General features: G+C 67.0%; 1 protein-coding gene and 1 pseudogene. Both read left to right on the top strand.

The window, feature by feature from the left end; translation table 11 throughout:
- The first annotated feature begins 77 nt into the window (after positions 1–77).
- Positions 78–1088 (top strand): ABC transporter ATP-binding protein, encoded by a 1011-nt coding sequence (locus tag PFH44_RS27720; RefSeq protein ID WP_045854385.1) that lies wholly within the window; start codon positions 78–80, stop codon positions 1086–1088.
- A gap of 19 nt (positions 1089–1107) precedes the next feature.
- Positions 1108–1254 (top strand): annotated as a pseudogene (locus PFH44_RS28000) (amidase); the annotation flags it as partial.

Genomic DNA, 1254 nt, shown 5'->3' on the forward strand with positions numbered 1-1254 from the left:
GGGGCACCAAAGCGCCTGCCTGATGGCGCAGCCGGCGTCGCCCTGGCATCAGGCTGTCACCGTCCGGGAGGTGCGCCATGTCGCATGAAGCCTTTGTCCATATCCGCGATCTGCGGGTTGAGTTCCGCCGCGACGGTCAGACGATCAATGCGGTCAACGGCGTCTCTTTTGATGTGCAAAAGGGCGAGGTGCTGGCGCTGATCGGCGAGTCCGGATCCGGAAAAAGCGTGACCCTCAGGGCGCTGATGCGCCTGCATCCGCCTAAAAGCAGCGTTCTTTCCGGCACCCTGCGGGTGGAGGGCGAAGCGGTGCTGGAGATGAACGCTTCCCGGCTGCGGCGCTATCGCGGCGCGCGCTGCGCCATGATATTTCAGGAGCCGCTGCTGGCCTTCGACCCGGTCTATACCGTCGGGCAGCAGATTAGCGAAGGCCTGCGCCGCCACGAAGGACTCTCGCGCCAGGCGGCAAGGGAGCGGGCGCTGGAGGCGCTGCGCCAGGTGCGCATTCCGAGCCCCGAGCGGCGGCTGGACGCCTATCCGCACGAGATGTCCGGCGGGATGCGCCAGCGGGCGATGATCGCCCTCGCGCTGTCGTGCAACCCGCAGCTGCTGCTGGCGGATGAGCCGACAACCGCCCTCGACGCGACGGTGCAGATCCAGATCCTGATCCTGCTGCGCGAGCAGCAAAAGGAGCGCGGGCTGTCGATTATCTTTGTTACCCACGACATCGGCGCGGCGGTGGAGATTGCCGACCGCGTGGCGGTGATGTACGCCGGGCGCATCGTCGAAGAGGCGTCGATGGAGGATATTCTCTACCGTCCGCGCCATCCTTATACCCAGGTTCTGCTGGGCAGCCGCCCGAAAGAGGGGCTTAAAAAAGGCGATGCCCTGCGCTGCATCCCCGGTTCGCCGCCGGATCTGGCGCGCCTGCCGGCGGGCTGCGCGTTTGCCGAGCGCTGCCCCCACGCGAGGGCGGCCTGCGGGCAAAGCCAGCCGGCGACGGAGCAGGCTGGCGAGCGCCACGTGGTGAGCTGCCATCGCTGGCGGGAGCTGGCCGCCAGCGTCGAGAGCCCGGCGCAGTACGCCTGAATCAAATAAGGAGACAAGCATGCAGGATGATATTCGCGCGTTTATGCCCTATCCGGCGCACCCGGTGCCGCACGCGCACGGCGGGCCGCTGAGCGGCATGACCTTTGCGGTAAAAGATCTGTTCGACGTGGCGGGCTACCCGACCGGCGGCGGCAATCCGCATCTG

Source organism: Klebsiella sp. Ech2A (genome assembly GCF_030078455.1).
GTDB lineage: Bacteria > Pseudomonadota > Gammaproteobacteria > Enterobacterales > Enterobacteriaceae > Klebsiella > Klebsiella terrigena.